At 71.0% G+C, this 17,546-nt stretch carries 13 protein-coding genes; 6 read left to right on the top strand and 7 right to left on the bottom strand.

Features of this window, described 5'->3' with window-relative positions:
- The first annotated feature begins 51 nt into the window (after window positions 1–51).
- Window positions 52–1,530 (top strand): glutamate-cysteine ligase family protein, encoded by a 1,479-nt coding sequence (locus AC07AW_RS34430; RefSeq protein ID WP_478819415.1) that lies wholly within the window; start codon window positions 52–54, stop codon window positions 1,528–1,530.
- Between the two features lie 81 nt (window positions 1,531–1,611).
- On the opposite strand, the gene AC07AW_RS34425 is transcribed toward AC07AW_RS34430, so the two are convergent.
- Window positions 1,612–2,943 (bottom strand): RCC1-like domain-containing protein, encoded by a 1,332-nt coding sequence (locus tag AC07AW_RS34425; protein WP_478819414.1) that lies wholly within the window; start codon window positions 2,941–2,943, stop codon window positions 1,612–1,614.
- Between the two features lie 260 nt (window positions 2,944–3,203).
- Window positions 3,204–4,649 (bottom strand): amino acid permease, encoded by a 1,446-nt coding sequence (locus AC07AW_RS34420; protein ID WP_478819413.1) that lies wholly within the window; start codon window positions 4,647–4,649, stop codon window positions 3,204–3,206.
- 153 nt (window positions 4,650–4,802) lie between these two features.
- On the opposite strand from AC07AW_RS34420, the gene AC07AW_RS34415 reads away from it, so the two are divergent.
- Window positions 4,803–5,816 (top strand): IclR family transcriptional regulator, encoded by a 1,014-nt coding sequence (locus tag AC07AW_RS34415; protein WP_478819412.1) that lies wholly within the window; start codon window positions 4,803–4,805, stop codon window positions 5,814–5,816.
- A gap of 6 nt (window positions 5,817–5,822) precedes the next feature.
- Here the strand turns inward: AC07AW_RS34415 and hutC are convergent, their stop codons facing one another.
- Window positions 5,823–6,599, bottom strand: coding sequence for a histidine utilization repressor (gene hutC / locus AC07AW_RS34410; protein WP_478819411.1), 777 nt, complete (start codon window positions 6,597–6,599; stop codon window positions 5,823–5,825).
- A 215-nt stretch (window positions 6,600–6,814) separates the two neighbouring features.
- Here hutC and hutU point away from each other — a divergent pair, with 215 nt between their 5' ends.
- A complete protein-coding gene (gene hutU, locus AC07AW_RS34405; RefSeq protein WP_478819410.1) occupies window positions 6,815–8,500 on the top strand; it encodes a urocanate hydratase in 1,686 nt (561 codons plus the stop codon).
- Window positions 8,497–9,468 carry a formimidoylglutamase gene (gene hutG / locus AC07AW_RS34400; RefSeq protein WP_478819409.1) on the top strand — a complete coding sequence of 324 codons (972 nt, stop codon included), beginning with the start codon at window positions 8,497–8,499 and terminating at the stop codon, window positions 9,466–9,468. Before hutU ends, hutG begins: the two co-directional genes overlap by 4 nt.
- Window positions 9,469–9,552: 84 nt before the next feature.
- On the opposite strand, the gene AC07AW_RS34395 is transcribed toward hutG, so the two are convergent.
- From AC07AW_RS34395 to hutH, 3 genes are all read right to left on the bottom strand, one after another.
- Window positions 9,553–10,122: a HutD/Ves family protein gene (locus AC07AW_RS34395; RefSeq protein WP_478819408.1), complete on the bottom strand. Its 570-nt coding sequence runs from the start codon at window positions 10,120–10,122 to the stop codon at window positions 9,553–9,555.
- 144 nt (window positions 10,123–10,266) lie between these two features.
- Window positions 10,267–12,984: an aminotransferase class I/II-fold pyridoxal phosphate-dependent enzyme gene (locus AC07AW_RS34390; protein ID WP_478819407.1), complete on the bottom strand. Its 2,718-nt coding sequence runs from the start codon at window positions 12,982–12,984 to the stop codon at window positions 10,267–10,269.
- Window positions 12,985–13,122: 138 nt separating this feature from the next.
- On the bottom strand, window positions 13,123–14,658 hold the full coding sequence (hutH, locus tag AC07AW_RS34385; RefSeq protein WP_478819406.1) for a histidine ammonia-lyase: 1,536 nt from the start codon (window positions 14,656–14,658) through the stop codon (window positions 13,123–13,125).
- Between the two features lie 127 nt (window positions 14,659–14,785).
- Here hutH and AC07AW_RS34380 point away from each other — a divergent pair, with 127 nt between their 5' ends.
- Entirely contained in the window at window positions 14,786–15,616 is an 831-nt protein-coding gene (locus AC07AW_RS34380) for an IclR family transcriptional regulator (protein ID WP_478819405.1), read from the top strand.
- Between the two features lie 41 nt (window positions 15,617–15,657).
- On the opposite strand, the gene AC07AW_RS34375 is transcribed toward AC07AW_RS34380, so the two are convergent.
- Window positions 15,658–16,707: a M4 family metallopeptidase gene (locus AC07AW_RS34375; protein WP_478819404.1), complete on the bottom strand. Its 1,050-nt coding sequence runs from the start codon at window positions 16,705–16,707 to the stop codon at window positions 15,658–15,660.
- A 229-nt stretch (window positions 16,708–16,936) separates the two neighbouring features.
- Between AC07AW_RS34375 and AC07AW_RS34370 the strand changes: the two genes are divergently transcribed.
- Window positions 16,937–17,494 (top strand): TetR/AcrR family transcriptional regulator, encoded by a 558-nt coding sequence (locus AC07AW_RS34370; protein WP_478819403.1) that lies wholly within the window; start codon window positions 16,937–16,939, stop codon window positions 17,492–17,494.
- The last annotated feature ends 52 nt before the right edge of the window (window positions 17,495–17,546 follow it).

The following is a 17,546-nucleotide window of genomic DNA, read 5'->3' as shown; positions in this document are numbered from 1 at the left end:
GAAGTGGGACGCTGAAGAGAAGGGTCTGCCGACGAGTCTCGGGAGGGCCACATGGGACGCGACGTCCCGGCGCTGGAGTTCACCCGTGACGACCGTCGCCGGTTCCGGAACAAGATGCACACGTGCCTCGACGTGTTCGCTCAGATGCTGAGGGAGTCACGGTTCGACTTCGAGCGGCCGCAGGTCGGGTTGGAGATCGAACTGAACCTCGTGGACGAAGCGGCGGAGCCCGCCATGCGCAGCTCTGACGTCCTCGAGGCGCTGGCCGACCCGTCCTGGTCGACCGAGCTGGGGCAGTTCAATCTGGAGATCAACATCGATCCGCGACAGCTCACCGCAGGCGGCCCCGGATCCTGGGAAGAGGAGATCCGGAACGCGCTCAACCACGCCGAGGAGAAAGCTGCGGCGATCGGGGCGCATCTGGTCATGATCGGAATTCTGCCGACGCTGGAACTGAAGGACGTGGGTGCGGCGGCGCTTTCCGAGAATCCGCGGTACCACCTGCTGAATGAGCAGATCTTCGCCGCACGCGGCGAGGACCTGTTGATCTCGGTGGACGGCGTGGAGAGGTTGCGCACCTACGCGGACACGATCACGCCGGAGGCGGCGTGTACCAGCACTCAGTTCCACCTGCAGGTGTCGCCGGACGAATTCGCGGACTACTGGAACGCCGCGCAGGCCGTCGCCGGGGTACAGGTGGCCCTGGCCGCGAACTCCCCGTTCCTGTTCTCCAAGGAACTGTGGCGCGAGACCCGCATTCCGCTCTTCGAGCAGGCCACCGACACTCGGCCGGAAGAGATCAAGGTGCAGGGAGTCCGCCCCCGGGTGTGGTTCGGCGAGAGGTGGATCACCAGTGTCTTCGATCTCTTCGAGGAGAATGCGCGGTACTTCCCGGCATTGCTGCCGCTCTGCGAGGACGAGGACCCCCAGGAGACGCTCGACCAGGGAGGGATTCCCGATCTTGCCGAGCTCACCCTCCACAACGGGACGGTCTACCGATGGAACCGCCCCGTCTATGCCGTCGTCGACGGCGTACCGCACTTGCGGGTGGAGAACCGCGTACTGCCCGCAGGTCCCACGGTGGCCGACGTGCTGTCGAACGGCGCCTTCTACTACGGCCTGGTCCGCGCCCTGGTCGACGAGGACCGACCGGTCTGGTCGCGGATGTCGTTCTCGGCGGCCGAGGACAATCTGTACGCCGCGGCCCGGCACGGAATCGACGCGCAGCTGTACTGGCCAGGGATGGGTGAGGTCCCCGCGACCGAACTGGTACTGCGCCGTCTGCTGCCGCTTGCGGAACGTGGGCTGGAGCGGTGGGGTATGGACAGCACCTGGCGAGAGCCGCTCCTGGGGATCATCGAGCAGCGCTGCGTCAGCGGCCGGAACGGCGCGGTATGGCAGTCGGAGATGTTCCACCACATCCAGGACATCGACCACCTGAACCGGCATCAGGCGCTGCGGCGGATGACGCAGCAGTACCTCGACTACATGCACATGAACGCTCCCGCGCACACATGGCCGGTGGACTGAGCAGGGCGCCCATCCTCGGACAGCGGTACGGCCGGACACCACGAGCGGTGTCCGGCCGTACCCGCGGGTTTCAGGGCTCGGTCAGTGGTGGGTCGCCAGGCTGTGCGCGATGCCCGCCGCGACCGTGATCACGTTGGTCAGAGGCTCCGCACAGGGGTTGGGGCGACGTCCCGAGCAGACCTGGACCGGGATGCTGCGGTCGGCCGTCGAGCCGTCGCCGACCTGCCCGTTGGCGTTGGAGCCCCAGCCGAGGGCCGTGAGGTCCGATGCCACGGCGAGGGTGTGCTCGCTGCCGGCGGCGATGTCGAACACGCCGGTGAGGAGGCTGGTGCAGGGTGCGGTCTGGCCGAGGGCGCAGGCCCGTACGGGGATCGGGTTCTGCTGGTGGTTGAAGGTGCCGTCGCCGAGCTGACCCTTGCGGTTGTCACCCCAGCCGACGACCCCTTCCTGGCTCTGGAGCGACAGGAGCGCGACGCTGTGGTCGCCGCCCGCGGCGATCTGGTTCACGCCGGTGAGGAAGGTGCCGCAGGGGGCGGTCTGACCCGGTGCGCACACCTGGACGGGCGTGTTGGTGCCGGTCGCCGTGCCGTCGCCGAGCTGGCCGAAGAAGTTGTGGCCCCAGCCGCGAACCGTTCCGTCGGTCAGCAGCGCGAGGCTGTGGCTGCCGCCGCCCGCCACGCTCCCGGCCGTGCCGGTGAGGGCGACCTGGACGGGGATCGACTTCTGGAAGTCGTCACTGCCGTCGCCGAGCTGGCCGGAGGAGTTCAGACCCCAGCTGCTGACGGTCCCGCCGGAGTGCACGGCCAGGCTGTGCCAGGAGCCGCCGTCGAGGCTGGTGACGCCGGTGAGGAAGGTGGAGCAGGGCGCGCTCTGGGCCCGGGCACACACCTGGACGGGCGTGTTCCGGTTGGTCGTGGTGCCGTCGCCGAGCTGGCCGTACTCGTTGTCGCCCCAGGCGACGACGCTTCCGTCGGCGCGCAGCGCCAGGTTGTGGAATGCGCCGGAAGCAACCGCGACGACGTCGGTGAGGAAGGCCGTGCAGGGGGCGGTCCGGCCGGGTGCACAGACCTGGACAGGCCGGGTGCTGCCGGTGTTCGTACCGTCCCCGAGCTGACCGTCACTGTTGAGCCCCCACGTCCACACCGTGCCGTCGGCGCGCAGCGCCACGCTGTGGTTGACGCCGCCGTCGATGCCGATCACCCGCCGGATGCGTGCGGTGCGGACCGGGAAGGAGCTGTCGGTGGTGTTCCCGTCGCCCAACTGTCCTGTGTTGTCGGCGCCCCAGCCGACGACGGGGCCGGGGATGATGGCGGCCTGGGCGTCCGCCATCAGGCCCGTGGTCATCAGGAGCGCGGCGCCGCAGACGGTCGCGGCGCGTCTGAGTGCGGATGTACTGGGGCGTGGGAATCGCATCGACCGTCCTCGGGTGTGGGTGTCACGGCCCCCCGGCCCACGAGCATGACCCGGCGCTCCGGAGTCTCACGCCCGACACGCGCCCACCTGCGCCCGACGTCACCTGGCCGGTCGCGCCGGCCCACTCCACCACCCGCGTACTCACTGTGGTCCGCAAGACGTCCGGGCACACACCCGGGTCCCGTCACGCGTCCCGAACCTCGCACGCGCGCGGGCACCCTCCTGGCCGGAGGGTGCCCGCACATGCCGTTCGGAGTGGCTCAGCCGGAGATCTCGGCCGGCTCCACCTTGGCCGCCTCGGCGGCCGTGGCGTCGCCGTCCGTGGTCGGCACCGGCTGCCGGTCCGTGCCGGCCCGGCGGCGGACGGCCAGGACGTAGACCACGGTGAGCAGGGCCAGCCAGACCACGCCGACCTCGAGCGCCACGCGGGTGCTCTCGTGAACGCCGAGCAGGACCAGCACCGCCGCCATGAAGACCAGCGTGATGATCTGGCCGTAGGGCCAGAACGGGGCCGGGAACTTCAGGGCCGCGGTCTCCTCGGCGGACATCCCGCGACGGGCCTTGACGTGGGTCAGCATGATCATCACCCAGACGAAGACCGTGGCGAACGTGGCGATCGAGGAGATGATCAGGAAGATCTCGCCGGGCACGACCGCGTTCATCACGACGCCGAGGAGCAGGGCGCCGATCATGACGAGGGTGGTCACCCAGGGCACGCCGTTCGGGGTGGTGCGGCGCATGGCGGCGGGGCCGTGGCCGCGCTCGGCGAGCCCGTACATGGTGCGGCCCGCGGCGAAGATGTCGCTGTTGATGGCGGACAGGGCCGCGGTGAGGACGACGACGTTGAGGACCGCGGCCGCGGACTTGAGGCCGACGCCGGCGAAGATCTGCACGAACGGGCTGCCCGAGTCGCTGATCTGCTGCCACGGGGTGATCGACATGATCACGGCGAGCGTCAGGACGTAGAACAGGATGATGCGCAGCGGGATGGAGTTCACGGCGCCCGGGATGGTCTTCTCCGGGGACTCCGCCTCGCCCGCCGTGACGCCGATGATCTCGGTGCCGCCGAAGGCGAACATGACGATGGCGAACGAGATCACGAAGCCGTCGATGCCGCCGGCGAAGAATCCGCCGTTGGCCCACAGGTTGTCGATGCCGACGTGGCCGTGGCCGCTGCCGAAGCCGAACGCGATGACCACGATGCCGACGATGATCATCGCGACGATGGCGACGATCTTCACGAGCGAGAGCCAGAACTCCAGCTCACCGAAGACCTTGACGCTGACGAGGTTGAGCGTGCCGACGATGAGGACGGCGGCCAACACCCAGATCCAGCGGGGCACGTCGGGGAACCAGAAGCCCATGTACACACCGATGGCGGTGACGTCGGCGACAGCCACGATGACCATCTCGAAGGCGTACGTCCAGCCCGTGACGAAGCCGGCGAGCGGGCCGAGGTACCGGCTCGCGTACTCGCCGAAGGAGCCGGCGCAGGGGGACGCCACCGCCATCTCGCCGAGCGACCTGAGGACCAGGAAGACGGCCGCGCCGCCGATCAGGTAGGCGAGCAGGACGGCCGGGCCACCCGCCTGGATGGACCCCGAGGAGCCGTAGAAAAGCCCGGTGCCGATCGCTGATCCGAGCGCGATGAAGCGGATGTGCCGTGAGTTGAGCCCGCGGCTCAGGCCGGCTTTTTCGGTACGCAAACGAGTTCTCCCTCTGGGGCGGGGGGCCGGAGGACGTGCCGGAGGATCTTGTGGGGTGGGTCGCCTCGCGGCGCCGACCTGCCGTCGAAGCTGTCGACGGCGATCGCCAGCTTGTATATTCCTGTCTATACAGGTGCGTCAAGAGGTGGTCCGATGAACGAACACAAGCCGTCGCCCCGAACGTCCTCCAGCGCCTCCCCCGCCGTCGGCCGGGCGCTCGACATTCTGGTATACCTTGCCGGTCGGCCCGGACTCGTACAGGCCGCCACCCTCGCCCGTGACCTGGGCATTCCCCGCTCGTCCGCCTACCACATCCTGACCGTCCTCGCGGACCGCGGCTTCGTCACGTACGTACCGTCGGAGCAGGCGTACGGGCTCGGGGTGTCCTCCTTCGAGGTCGGCTCGGCGTACCTGCGCCACGAGCCCCTGGAGCGGCTCGCCCGGCCGATCCTGCGCTCCGTCGCGAGCCGTCTGGGCCAGACCGTGCACCTCGGGATCCTGCACGGCGCCGAGACGGTATACCTGCTCAAGGAGCGGCCCCCGGCCCGGGCCGGGGACATCGACATCGCACTCGTGACGGATGTCGGCGTGCGGCTTCCCGCCCATCTGACCGCCAACGGGCGCGCCATCCTCGCCCACACCTCCGAGGCCCAGCTGCGGGCGCTGTTCTCCCGCCCGGGCGATCTGACCACCCGTACCGGCCGGGGCCCGCGCTCGCTTCCGGAACTCACCGGCGAGCTGGCCCGGGAGCGGGAGCGGGGCTGGTCGCAGGAGATCGAGATGGTCTCGCAGGGGTTCTGCTCGATGGGGGTGGCGGCGTTCGACCACAACGAGCGGCCCGTCGCCGCGATCAGCACCACCTGGCGCCGCCATCACGGCCGGCACGACACCGAGGAGGTGCGGGAGGCGCTGGCGCAGGGGGCGGCGCGGCTGACGGCGGCGGTGTCGGGGCACACGCCGACCACGGCGACGGGCGCGGCCACGGGGGCGGGCGGGGCCACAGCGACGGGCAGGACCACTGGGACGGGCACGGCCACAGCGACGGGCGCGGCCACAGCGACGGGCGCGGCCACAGCGACGGGCGCGGCCACAGCGACGGGCGCGGCCACCGGGACGGGCACAGCCACAGCGACGGGCGCAGCCACGGGGACACAGCCCGCCGGCTGAGCCGGGTCAGTGAGTGGCGAAGGCGCCTTCCAGGCGGTAGCGCGAGCCCGGGTGCAGCAGGCGGGCGATGCTCACGAGCACGTCGCGCGACCACGTGCGGCGCTGGATCAGCAGGCACGGCTCGCCGGGCGCGACGTCGAGGATCGCGCACTCCTCCGGTGACGCCAGGACGGCCTCGACGATGTGCTCGCCCCGGCCGAGCGGCGCGACCTTCGACAGGAAGGTGTACGGGGTCTGCAGCGTGAAGTCCTGGTCCAGGTAGCCGGGGGCGAAGGCCGGGTTCACGTAACGGTCCTCCAGCTGGAGCGGCACCCCGTCCTCCAGGTGCACGACCTGGGAGCGGAAGACCGGCTCCCCCTCGCCGAGCCCCAGGTGCGCCGCGATGCGGTTGTCGGCCGGCTCCTCGCCCAGGGACAGCACACGGGCCCCGTAGCGGTGGCCGCGGCTCTGCACCTCGTCGGCGATGTTGTGGACCTCGAGCAGCGCGGAGCTGGCCTTCTGCTGCGCGACGAAGCTGCCCACGCCCATGACGCGCCGGATGACGCCCTCGGCGGCGAGCTCGCGCAGCGCGCGGTTGACGGTCATGCGGGACAGGCCGAGGGCGTCGACGAACTGGCTCTCGGAGGGCAGGGCGTCGTCCGGGTTCCAGTGGCCGTTCCTGATCTGGCGCTCGACCAGCTCCTTGACGCGCTGGTACGCGGGGGCGGATCCGCCCGCGCCCTGCGCGTACCACCGGGCCAGCTCCGCCGGGTCCACGGCCACGCCACCCACCGTCCTCGCCATCCACTCCCCCTGCGTCAGCCCGCTCCTGCCTGCTCCTGCCTGCATCGAAATCCTATGGCAGGGGTTTTCCGCGCGTACGGGCCGATGGTCCCTCGTCGGGTCCTTCACCGGGAAGCGTCTCGGATCCGAGAAATGCCGGCGCCGCCGCTGGTTCGGGGGCCGGCGGTCGCGTGTCATGACGGTGCACAACCGCTCGATCCCCCTGAGGAGCAGACATGACCAGCCCTTCCCACGAAACGCCGGGCGTCGTCCGGGCCCCGCGCGGCACCGAGCTCAACACCCTCGGCTGGCAGCAGGAGGGCGCCCTTCGGATGCTCATGAACAATCTCGACCCCGAGGTCGCCGAGCACCCCGAGGACCTCGTCGTCTACGGCGGCACCGGGAAGGCCGCCCGCAACCACGAGGCGTACGCAGCGATCGTGCGCACGCTCAAGACCCTGAAGGACGACGAGACCCTCCTCGTGCAGTCCGGCAAGCCGGTCGGTGTGATGCGCACGAACGAGTGGGCGCCCCGTGTGCTCCTCGCCAACTCCAACCTCGTGGGCGACTGGGCCAACTGGGAGGAGTTCCGCAAGCTGGAGGCCGAGGGCCTGACCATGTACGGCCAGATGACGGCCGGTTCGTGGATCTACATCGGTTCGCAGGGCATTCTGCAGGGCACGTACGAGACCTTCGGCGCCGTCGCCCGCAAGAAGTTCGACGGCACGCTCGCGGGCACCATCACGCTGACGGCCGGCATGGGCGGCATGGGTGGCGCCCAGCCGCTGGCCGTGACGATGAACGACGGTGTCGCGATCTGCGTCGACGTCGACGAGACGCGCATCGACCGCCGTATCGGCACCCGCTACCTGGACGTCAAGGCCGACAACCTCGACCACGCCCTGGAGCTGGCCGTCCAGGCCCGCGACGAGCGTCGCGGCCTGTCCATCGGTGTCGTCGGCAACGCCGCCGAGATCTTCCCGGAGCTGCTCCGTCGCGAGGCCCCGATCGACATCGTGACCGACCAGACGTCGGCGCACGACCCGCTGGCCTACCTGCCCGTCGGCATCTCGGTCGAGGACTGGCACAAGGAGCGCGAGGCGGACCCGGCCGGCTTCACCGAGAAGTCCCGCCGGTCGATGCGCCTGCACGTCGAGGCCATGGTCGGCTTCCTGGACAAGGGCGCCGAGGTCTTCGACTACGGCAACTCGATCCGCGACGAGGCCCGCAAGGCCGGCTACGACCGTGCCTTCGCCTTCCCCGGCTTCGTCCCGGCGCACATCCGTCCCCTGTTCGAGGAGGGCCTCGGCCCGTTCCGCTGGGCCGCCCTGTCCGGCGACCCCGAGGACATCGCGAAGACGGACAAGGCGATCAAGGAGCTGTTCCCGGAGAACAAGCACCTGCACCGCTGGCTGGACATGGCCGGCGAGCGCGTCTCGTTCGAGGGCCTGCCCGCGCGCATCTGCTGGCTCGGCTACGGCGAGCGTCACCTGGCCGGCCTCAAGTTCAACGAGATGGTCGCGAGCGGCGAGCTCTCCGCCCCGGTCGCCATCGGGCGCGACCACCTGGACTCCGGCTCGGTCGCCTCCCCGTACCGCGAGACCGAGTCGATGCTCGACGGCTCGGACGCGATCGCCGACTGGCCGCTGCTCAACGCCCTCGTGAACACCTCCTCGGGTGCCTCCTGGGTCTCCATCCACCACGGCGGCGGCGTCGGCATGGGCCGCTCCATCCACGCCGGCCAGGTCTGCATCGCGGACGGCACCGAGCTGGCCGCGAAGAAGCTCGAGCGCGTCCTGACGAACGACCCCGGTATGGGCGTCATCCGCCACGTGGACGCCGGTTACGAGTACGCCGCCTCGGTCGCCAAGGAGCGCGGTGTGCGTGTCCCCATGACGGAGTCCGAGGGCCACTCGGCATGAGCACGTATCCGGAGACCGCTCCTGCGGTCACCGTCGTCCCGGCCCGGCCCTGGTCGGGCCGGGACGACGGGCCCGGCGCGGAGAACCTGCGCTGGCACCATGCCGTCGAGCTCGATCCCGAGCTGACGGAGCCGGGTGACCTCGCCTTCGTGGGGTTCGCCAGTGACGAGGGTGTACGACGTAACAAGGGGCGTCCGGGCGCCGCGCAGGGTCCTGCCGCCCTGCGCCGGGCCCTCGCCTCGATGGCGCTGCCCAAGCCGCTGCGGGCGCTGGACGCCGGTGACGTGACCGTCGCCGGGGACGCTCTGGAGGCCGGTCAGGAGCGCCTCGGCGCGGCGGTCGCGCAGCTCGTCGACCGGGGGCACCCGGTGGTCGTGCTCGGCGGCGGTCACGAGGTCGCCTTCGGCACGTACAGCGGTCTGGAGCAGACGCGGGCCGTGCGGGCCGGCGGGCGGCTCGGGGTGCTGAACCTCGACGCGCACTTCGATCTGCGCGAGGACGTGCGGCCCAGTTCGGGCACGCCGTTCCTGCAGATGGCGCAGAGCGAGGCGCGGCACGGCCGTGACCTCAACTACTGGGTGCTCGGCATCAGTCAGGCCGGAAACACCCAGGCGCTGTTCCACACCGCCGAGTCGCTCGGGGTGCGGTACCTGCAGGACAGCGAGTGCGGTCTGCTGGACGTGGCGCGGGTCGATTCGTTCGTCGAGGAGTTCCTCGCGAGCTGCGATCTCGTCCATCTGACGATCGACCTCGACGTGCTGCCGGCGGCCGTGGCCCCCGGGGTCAGCGCGCCCGCCGCGTACGGTATGCCGATGGAGGTCGTCGAGCGGGTGTGCGCGCGGGTCGCGCGCAGCGGCAAGCTCGTGGTCGTCGATGTCGCCGAGCTCAATCCGGAGTTCGACGTCGACCAGCGCACGGCGCGGGCCGGTGCCCGTCTCGTGCACCGGATGGCCACCACCTGGGCGTGACGCCCACCCCCCGAACAGGCCGCCAGGTCGCCCGGCATGCGAAAGCCGCGGCCTGGCGGCCGCGGCTTTCCCGCCGTGATCGGATCAGCGCAGGTCCGTGAGGGCGACCACCGCGAGAACCCCGTCGACCGCGATGTCGGCGGGGTCCTCGTCGTCGTGGAGCAGGACCGCGTCGAGCCGGTCGAGCCGGACCGACTCCTGGTCCAGGGTCGCGGAGCCGTCGAGGACGATCGCGAACACACGCGTCCCGGGCACCGGGTGCAGCACTGTGCGGCCGCGCTCGATGGACACCTCGGCCTTCGCGTCGGTGCGGCGGACCATCACGTTGAAGTCGACGATGGGGCCGTCGAGCAGCCGGCAGTCGGTGGTGGCGTCGCCGGAGAAGGCCAGGGGCGTGTAGCGGGTGTCGACGACGTGTTCCGTGCCGTCGACGGTGAGAGCCATGCCGGGTCCCTCCACGACGGTGATGACGCGGTCGACGCCGTCGAACGCGGAGAAGGGGCCGCTGGTCGCGACGTCGGCGACGCTGATGCGCCAGACGAAGTCGTCGGTGCCGGCCCCCTGCGGGTGGGCCAGGACCTCGGTGGTGATGCCGCCGCCGTTCTTCCACGGTGCGGGGGTCCGCTCGTGTGCGCGCAGGATCTGAGGTGCCATGAGAGGGAGGTGGTCCTTCCTGTTCCGGGTGGGTGGGTGCGGTGGGGGAAAGCACCGTAGGGGAAGACGCGGTGGGAAAACGCGATCTCCTCCCCCGCGGCCGAGAGGCTGCGGGAGAGGAGGGTGTCACGTCTTCGGGCCGGGCTAGCGCTCGGGGGTGTGGCGTGTTTCGAGGGCGGCCTCGGTGAAGACCCGGTATCCGGCCTCGGGGTCGTAGCCGTGGATCTCGCGGGTGTCGAGGGCGGCCATGTAGGCCAGGACGTCCTTGCTGACGACCTGTCCGGGGACGAGCACGGGGAAGCCGGGCGGGTAGGGGGTGACGAACGTCGCGGAGACGACCGTGCGGCCCTGGGCCATCGCGTCGGTGATCTCCTGTGTGGACAGGTGCTCGCACTCGGTGTCGTCGTAGGCGAGGAAGAACGCGGAGCGCATGTCGCCCTCGGGGGTGTGCGGGCTCGGCCGGAACACCGGGTGGAACGCGCTGAAGTCGGGCAGCGCCGCGGAGCCCGTGCCGAGTCCGGAGACGACGCCGTGGTGCACGGCGAGGTCGTGCGGGCTCATCTCGCCGACGCGCTCCTCCAGGTCCTCGGCGATGCGCACGAGCACCTCGATGAGGTAGGCGACGGAGCTGCGGGTGGTGCCGATGTTCGTCATGAACAGCAGCGTGTTGCGGGTCGTCTTGTTGACCTGCACGCCGTGGCGGTCCATCAGGAGGTCGTGCTTGAAGGTGTCGCCGTCGATGCCGGTGCGCCCGATGTGCAGGGTGGCGCGGGTGGGATCGAGGACGAACTCGTCCTCCTCCCAGGCCCGTTCCATCCGGGCGAGCCCGGCCGGGAGCGGCTGTTCGATGCCGGAGGAGCGGAAGCGCGGCGGGATCAGCTCGGGCGTGGTGAGGATGTGCAGGTAGCGGCTGAGCAGCGGGTGCTGGTCGACGGCGTCGCGGAGCACCCCGGCCTGTTCGAGCTGCTTCTGGACCAGGGCGTAGCCCTCCAGGACGGCCTGACGGCGTCCGAGGTCCATGGAGGCGAGGATCTGGTAGTTCGGCGAGGTCGAGGTGTGCGTCATGTACGCCTCGTGGAACACCTCGGCGACCTTGTGCCGGAAGTCCTGGTCGAAGACGTGGACCATGGAGCCCTGGCGCAGCGAGGTGAGCGTCTTGTGCGTGGACTGCGTGGCGTAGACGCGGACGCGGACCTGCTCGGGGTCGGGCATGAGCCGGGTGGTGGCGAGGGTCTCGTCGTCCGGGTCGTCGCCGAGGCTCGCGCGGTGGGCGGCGTACGTGTCGGCGTACGCGGGGTCGCGGTAGCGGTCGGTGAGGGTGCGGGCGGAGGCCATCGCGGTGCGCCGGCGGTAGACGGGGTGGAAGCGCGCGAAGGCGAACCACGCCTCGTCCCACAGGAACGCCAGATCCGGCTTGAGGGCCAGGCACTCCTCCATCACGCGCGAGGGGTTGTAGACGATGCCGTCGAAGGTGCAGTTGGTGAGCATCAGCAGCTTGACGCGGTGCAGGACGCCCTCGCGCTGGAGCATCAGCAGCTTGCGCTTGATCTCCTCGACGGGGACGGCGCCGTACATGCCGTACTCGTCGAGGGGGTAGGCGTCGAGGTAGACGACGTGGGCGCCGGCGAGCACGAGTCCGTAGTGGTGGGACTTGTGGCAGTTGCGGTCCACGAGCACGATGTCGCCGGGGCGCACCATCGCCTGCACGACGATCTTGTTGGCGGTCGAGGTGCCGTTGGTGACGAAGTAGGTCTGGCGGGCGCCGAAGGCCTCGGCGGCCAGGTCCTGGGCCTTGCGCAGCGGGCCTGTGGGGGCGAGCAGGGAGTCCAGGCCGCCGGAGGTGGCGGAGGTCTCGGCGAGGAAGATGTTGAGGCCGTAGAAGTCGGCGATCTCCGGGATCCAGGGCGAGTTGAGCACCGAGGCGCCGCGCGAGATGGGCAGGGCGTGGAAGACGCCGGTGGGCTTGCGACTGTGGGCGCGCAGCGCGGTGAAGAACGGGGCGCGGTGGCGCTCGGTGATGCCGTGCAGGATCGACAGGTGCAGTTCGAGCAGGCCCTCGCGGGCGTGGAAGACGCGCCGGAAGCGGCGGCTGAGGCGGCCCGCGGTGGACTCGACGGCCCGCTCGGACACGAGGTAGAGGTCGAGTTCGGGGCGCAGGGCCAGGAGGCGGTCGCCGAGGGCGCGGACCTGGTCGTCGCTGTCGCCGGGGGTGGCGGCGGGGGCGTCGGCGGACTCGTCGAAGAAGCGGCGTACGACGCTGAGGTCGTGGCGGGAGCGGTCGGTGAACCGGTCGCGGATGACGACGGCCTGGAGGCTGGAGTTGACCAGCGAGGTGATGACCGCGTCCTCGAAGCTGGGGGCGACGACGATCTCGTAGACGAACTCGTCGTCGGGGCGGCGCAGTCGGCGCAGTTCGGCGCGGAGCGCCTGCTCCTCGGCGGCGTCGAGATCGCCGACGACGAGGACCTCGAAGTACGGGGTGGAGGGCGCGGGTGTGGTGTACGGCGCCTCGGGGCTCTCGTCGGCGCAGCCGCTCGGGGTGGCGGCGGTGTGCGGGGCGGTGCCGCGGTGCCGGTGGCCCGCCAGGGCGCGGTCGAGTTCGTCGGCGCGCTGGGCGAGGTGCCGGTACTCCCCCTGGTCGTGGAGTGTGCCGAGTTCCTTCAGGGCGGCTGTGCCGGGGAAGGCCCAGCAGTGCTCGATGGGAGTCAGGAGGCGGATGAGCTCCTGGAGGCCCGCGGTGGTGTGCGGGCGGTTCCCGCTCTGCGTGGCGAGGCGGTGGGTGAGGTCTGTCAGTGAGCTCCAGGCGTCGGCGCGCAGTTGCCCGACGCTGTTGTGCACCGTGGCGGTCGGCAGGTCATTCACCGGGAAAGGGCTCCTTCTGAGGGCTGCCCGGCCCGCCGCGGACGGGGAGGGCACAAGGGGCGAGGCGTGCGCGGCAGCGGTCTGCCTCACCTCCCGGGTCCCGCGGGACCCGGGAGGTGTACGGGACGGGCGTCCGGGTCAGACGAGGGCGCCGGTCACGGACTCGGCGGCGGCCAGGGCGCGGCCGGAGGCCACGTACTGGACGGCCTCCTCGATCTCCGGGGCGAGCCAGCGGTCGGTGCCGGGGCCCTCGACGGTCGCACGCAGACCGTCGCGCACGGCCGCGGTGGCCGGGGCGGGGGTCAGCGGGGCTCGCAGGTCCAGGGCGCGGGCGGCGGTGTAGAGCTCGACGGCCAGGACGCGGCCGAGGCCGTCGATGGAGCGGCGCAGCTTGCGGGCGGCCGCCCAGCCCATGGACACGTGGTCCTCCTGCATGGCGCTGGAGGGGATCGAGTCCACGGAGGCCGGGGCGGCGAGCCGCTTCAGCTCGGAGACGATCGCGGCCTGGGTGTACTGGGCGATCATGTGGCCGGAGTCCACGCCCGGGTCGTCGGCCAGGAAGGCGTTCAGACCGCGGTTGCGGGCCGGGTCGAGGAAGCGGTCGGTGCGGCGCTCGGAGATCGAGGCGACGTCGGCGACCGTGATCGCGAGGAAGTCGAGCACCGCGGCGACGGGGGCGCCGTGGAAGTTGCCGTTGCTCTCGACGCGGCCGTCGAGGGTGACGACCGGGTTGTCGACGGCGCTGGCCAGCTCGCGGGAGGCGATGAGCTCGGCGTGGGTGAGGGTGTCACGGGCGGTGCCGTGGACCTGCGGGGTGCAGCGCAGCGAGTAGGCGTCCTGGACGTAGGTGCAGTCCGGGCCGGCGTGGCTGGCGATGATCGCCGAGTCGGCGAGCAGGGAGCGCAGGTTGCCGGCGCTGTCGCCCTGGCCGGGGTGCGGGCGCATGGCCTGCAGGTCGGCGGCGAACACGGCGTCGGTGCCGAGCTGGCCCTCGACGCTCATGGCGGCGGCGATGTCGGCGGTGCGCAGCAGGCGGCGCAGGTCGTGGGCGGCGAGAACGAGCATGCCGAGCATGCCGTCGGTGCCGTTGATGAGGGCGAGGCCCTCCTTCTCCTCCAGGACGACCGGGGTGATGCCGGCGGCGGCGAGGGCCTCGGCGGCGGGCTTGCGCTCACCGTCGGCGGTGCGGACGACGCCCTCGCCCATGACGGCGAGCGCGCAGTGCGCGAGGGGGGCCAGGTCGCCGGAGCAGCCGAGCGAGCCGTACTCGTGGACGACCGGGGTGATGCCGGCGTTCAGGAGCGCGGCGTAGGCCTCGGCGGTCTCGGTGCGGACGCCGGTGCGGCCGGTGGCGAGGGTGGACAGGCGCAGCAGCATGAGGGCGCGGACGACCTCGCGCTCGACCTCGGGGCCGGAGCCTGCGGCGTGCGAGCGCACGAGGCTGCGCTGGAGCTGCGTGCGCAGCTCGTTGGGGATGTGGCGGGTGGCCAGGGCACCGAAGCCGGTGGAGACGCCGTAGTGGGGCTTGACGTCGTCGGCGAGGGCCTGGATGACCTCGCGACTGCGAGCGATCTCCTTGAGGGCCTCGGGCGAGAGGGTCACCTGGGCACCGTGACGGGCAACGGACACAACTTCGTCGGCGGAGAGGGCACCGACTCCAACAACAACTGTCATGTACCTATGAAGCCGCAGGCAGAGGGCGTTCGTCAGCCCTGGGACAGGTGTTGTGTCTGGGATCCAAGACGTCGAGTCTGTGATCCCAGACAGATGGTTTGAGCCATGTCTGGTCTAGTCTCGGCCCATGAGCATCGTCCCGGCCGCCGCCCAGGTCCTGGCCGTCCTGCGTTATCTGGCCCGCCAGGCCGCGCCCGTGCCCGCGGCCGCCATCAGCCGTGACGTGGGGCTGCCGCGCTCGACGACGTACCACCTGCTCGACACGCTCGCGGCGGACGGTTTTGTGGTGCATCTGCCGGAGGAGCGGCGCTACGGCCTCGGGGTGAGCGCCTTCGAGCTCGCGTCCGGGTACGAGCGGCAGGCGCCCTTCCAGCGGCTCGCGCGCGCCCCGCTCGCCTCGCTCGTGGACCGCACGGGGCACAACGCGAACCTGGCGGTGCTGCACGGACGCGAGGTCATCTACGTGATCGAGGAGCGCGCCCCCGGCCGTCCGCCCCTGGTCAGTGAGGTCGGCGTGCGGCTGCCGGCCACTCTGACGGCGAGCGGCCGGGCCGTCCTCGCGCTGCTTCCGCCCGCCCAGGTACGGGCGCTCTTCCCCGACCGGTCGGCGTTCGTGCAGCGGCACGGCGCGGGTCCCGCGACGCTGACCGCGCTACGCGCTCTGCTGACCCAGGCGCGGCGGCGCGGGTACGCGACGGAGGAGGGCGAGGTGACGCCCGGCCTGTCCTCGATCGCCGCGCCCGTGCTCGACCACCACGCGCATCCGATCGCAGGTGTCTCGGTGACCTTCCCGGACGAGGCGGTCGACGAGACGGAGCGGCAGCGGATCGCGGGTCACGTGGCGCAGACGGCCCGGGAGCTGACCCGCCGGGTGGGCGGCGCCGCGCCCGCGCCGGGTGGGCCAGCGCCGGGTGCGCCAGCGCCGGGTGCGCCAGCGCCGGGTGCGCCCGCCATGTAGGTCGGCGAGCTGGTGGCGGACGCGGTGCGGGCGGGTGCGGGCTACGAGGTGGGGACGCCGACCTGTGCCCATGCCTTGAGTACCGCCTGGATCTCGTCGCCTTCGCCGTACAGAGAGCGCGCGGTCGCTGCGGTGAGGCGGGCGAAGTCCGCGAACTGGGCGTCCACGGCGAGTTCGCCGCCGGACAGGGTGGCGTACCAGATCTGCCCGGCCCGCTCCCAGGCGTTCCCGCCGAGAGCCGTGGCCGCCAGGTAGAAGGCGCGGTTGGGGATGCCGGAGTTGATGTGTACGCCGCCGTTGTCCCGGCTGGTACGCACGTACTGGTCCATGGTGGCCGGCTGCGGGTCCTTGCCGAGCAGGTCGTCGTCGTACGCCGTACCGGGGGCCTTCAGGGAACGCAGGGCCTCGCCACTGACACCTGGCCCGAACAGTCCGGCGCCGACGAGCCAGTCGGCCTGGTCGGCGCTCTGGCCCAGCGCGTACTGCTTCACCAGGGACCCGAACACGTCGGAGACCGACTCGTTCAGGGCTCCGGACTGACCGAAGTACTCCAGGTTGGCGGTGTACTGCGTGACGCCGTGGGTCAGTTCGTGGCCGATGACGTCGACGGAGACGGTGAAGTCGAGGAAGAGCTCGCCGTCACCGTCACCGAAGACCATCCGCTCGCCGTTCCAGAAGGCGTTGTCGTACTTGTCGCCGTAGTGCACGGTCGCGTCCAGGGGCAGCCCGGAGTCGTCGATCGAGTGCCTCCCGAACGCCTTCAGGTACAGCTCGAACGTCGCACCGAGACCGGCATGCGCACGGTTGACGGTGGCGTCGCTGGAGGACGGGTCGCTCTCCGCGTGAACCTTGACGCCGGGAAGCGTCACGGTGTGCCGGGCGTCGTAGATGGTGCGGTCAGGCTTCTCGGAGGGCGTGCCGGCGGGGGCTTCAGCGCCGCGGACCGCGGTGATGCGGCGCCGGGTGCGCATCATGCCGTCGTGCTCCAGAGTGCGCCGCGCGGGCTCGTACACCATGGGGTCTTCGGCTTGCGCGAGCCTGTCGAGGATGTAGGGCGGCACGATGGTGCAGAACACCGATGGATTCTTCATGGACCCAAGTTGGCACACCGTAATCGACTGATAGCGCATCGTAGTCCTGTTGGCGATTTGGCGTCGCCCTCCGGCCGGGAACCGATGAGCGGGTGCCTGCAACTCGCGGCAAGGCACAGCCGAAGCCCGGCATGCGCCCTGCCCCGCTCGGCCTGGACGCCCGACCACCGGGCAGGCGGGGGGAAAGGAAAGGATTGAAGAAATATGTAGATCGGTCTACCGTTCCCTCATGGGACTGAAGGGCGCCGAGACGCGGGACCGAATGCTGGACGCGACACAGGAGTTGCTCGAGACCGGGGGCTACCTCGGCGCCGGACTCAACCAGGTGATCGCGGCCAGCGGCACGCCTCGCGGCTCGTTGTACTTCCACTTCCCCGGCGGCAAGGACCAGTTGGTCGGCGAGTCCGTCCGGCGCGCAGGACGCATGATCGGCGACGCCCTGGAGGGTTTGGCCGATTCCAGCACGTCGGTGGCGGAGTTCGTCGACGCCGTGCTGCGGCAGTTGGGCGACCGGCTGGAGGAGTCGGGGTGGCACAAGGGGTGCCCGGTGGCCACCGTCGCGCTGGAGACGGCCTCCACCAACGACCCATTGCAGGAAGCCTGCTCCGAGGTCTACAGCTCATGGGCGGCGACCCTGCGCGCACGACTGGCGGGCCGCCCGGACGCCGACGACCTCGCAGTCATGATCCTCGCCCTCGTGGAGGGGGCACTCCTGCTGGCCCGGACGCACCGCAGCAGGGAGCCTCTGGACAGGGTCGCCCGCCAAATCGGCGCCCTGCTGAGCTGACATGGCCCGCCGCAACCGGCGGGCTCTTTACTGGCCCAAAAATATGTAGACC

The sequence above is a fragment of the Streptomyces sp. NPDC044003 genome, from assembly GCF_056435185.1.
Note: the sequence above shows the minus strand (reverse complement) of the source record. Positions and strands in the feature narration are given on the sequence as shown.